Origin of the sequence: Xanthovirga aplysinae, assembly GCF_009711365.1 — a bacterium.
GTDB lineage: Bacteria > Bacteroidota > Bacteroidia > Cytophagales > Cyclobacteriaceae > Xanthovirga > Xanthovirga aplysinae.
Window position 1 is genome coordinate 1 of sequence record NZ_SMMB01000487.1, and the last position, 1,869, is coordinate 1,869.

Genomic DNA, 1,869 nt, shown 5'->3' on the forward strand with positions numbered 1-1,869 from the left:
TTTCTAAAAAAAGGAAAAGTAATTTTAATTGCCGATGTTTTATATATGTATAGACAAAGGCAGAACTCTCTAATAACTACTGTAAATGAAGCCTACTACCTTGAATTAATCAAAACTTCAGAATATGCTTTAAATAAATACAGGGACTTATTTAAGAAAAATACTAAAGAAGAAAAATACTTAAAGAAAAGAGCAAAAAAGCATAGAAGCAGCCACATATATTATTTAATTGTTCAAAATTTAAAAGACAAGAAATTTAATGATGCCTTTATATTAATGACAAGAAATTTAAAAGTCACCCTTCAAATAGGGAAAAATTTCAGCTTGAAGCGATTTTATATTCTCTCAAAACAAAGGAAATAAAGGTTCAAAAAATGGGAATAAATAAAGTAAGTTTAAAATCCCTTTTTATAATTTGCTAAACTAGAAGAGTGACGACATAAAAGAAGAAACCTTAGCTAATTAAATTTACTTTCTAACAAAATATTCCGGTATAGTTCTAAATATTGATCAGCAATTTTTGACTTTGAAAAATTCCGTACATAAGCCAGACCATCATTGCTAAAATTAGTATATAAATCAGCATCAGTTATTAATTTTTCTACAGCTCCGGCAATTGCTTTTTTGGAATTTATATCCACAAGAATACCATTTTTACCGTAGTTGAGGACATAGGGCACTGCTCCTGAATTTTCTCCACCAATTACCGGCAGTCCCCTGGCCATTGCCTCAATAAGAACATTTCCAAATGATTCTTCCCGAGAAGGGTGAATTAAAATATCAAAGTCATCTAATTGATTCATCAGTTTTTGATGAGGTACTTCACCATGAAAATATATACCTTGTGTCCAGTTGTTGCTCTTAGCCCATTGCTCACCCCCTTCATGGGGACCAAAGCCATCCCCAAACATATGAAGTTCCACCTTTGCACCCCATTTTCTCCTCAATAATGCAAAAGCAGCAATAGCTGTATCTCCATTTTTACGGACGGACCAACCATTTAAAATGGAAATCAGCTTTACAACTCCCTTTCCATTTACTTTTTTGGCCCTGTCTAATATCAAGTTTTCTTCAATGGGGTTCGCAATAACAGGTAACGCCTTCCCCAACTGTCCCAATTTCTGCTGAAGATAGGGAGAGTTTACATTAAAGTTTTGCCCCTTCCTCCTAACTAAAGCATCCATAAGGAACCTTAAAAACCTGTAATAATCTTTTCTAAATTTCAAAATCTCTCCGGCATGATCGTTAAATGAAATTAAATGATAATAGCCAGAATCGATAGCTGCCCAGGCATATTCGTAAGTCCAGTGAGCATTGACTATATCCGGCTGGTCTTTACGAATAAATTCTTTGATTTGCTTCCTTTCCTTAGAAAAAAAAGAAAGTGAGCGATGGCGCCCCACCGGACGATAATGTCCTAAATAAATGGTTAACCGGTCCCCTTTCAGGATCTTTAACTGATCCACCCTCATATCAAGGGTATATACTGCTACGGAATGGCCTTTTTCTAAAAGTCCATTTACCAAATTATCAACAGAAGGAGCTCCCATACCCAATAGCTTTTCCTCTTCAGATAGATCAAGGTATTTCCAAAATGCATTAACGGATATTGGAGCAGCAATTCCTATTTTCATCTTAAAACATATTTTTTTTAAAAAAAGGGAACAAATACTATTAAGAAAGGTAAGAATAACTTTTGTGGGAAAAATATTCAAAAGGTTGGCTGATTATAGAATAACCTTTAATTGATTAAATTCAGGAATTTCCTTTTAAGAAAGAATTCTTAAATTCTTAATATTTTACACTTTCCTGAAGAGAATTTAAATATAATTGCTGAAGTCTTTTTAGGGTTCTGTTTTTCATTGTCAA

2 protein-coding genes are annotated in these 1,869 nt (G+C 33.4%); one reads left to right on the top strand and one right to left on the bottom strand.

What is annotated here, in order from left to right:
• On the top strand, window positions 1-363 hold a 363-nt coding region (locus E1171_RS23480), incomplete at its 5' end, for a hypothetical protein (protein ID WP_187696187.1).
• A gap of 95 nt (window positions 364-458) precedes the next feature.
• Here E1171_RS23480 and E1171_RS02025 read toward each other — a convergent pair.
• Window positions 459-1,634, bottom strand: coding sequence for a glycosyltransferase family 4 protein (locus E1171_RS02025; protein ID WP_155203581.1), 1,176 nt, complete (start codon window positions 1,632-1,634; stop codon window positions 459-461).
• Between the last annotated feature and the right edge of the window lie 235 nt (window positions 1,635-1,869).

Coding starts and splice junctions, on each gene's coding strand:
- E1171_RS02025 (WP_155203581.1), bottom strand. CDS start 1,634: ATGAAAATAGGAATTGCTGCTCCAATATCCGTTAATGCATTTTGGAAA.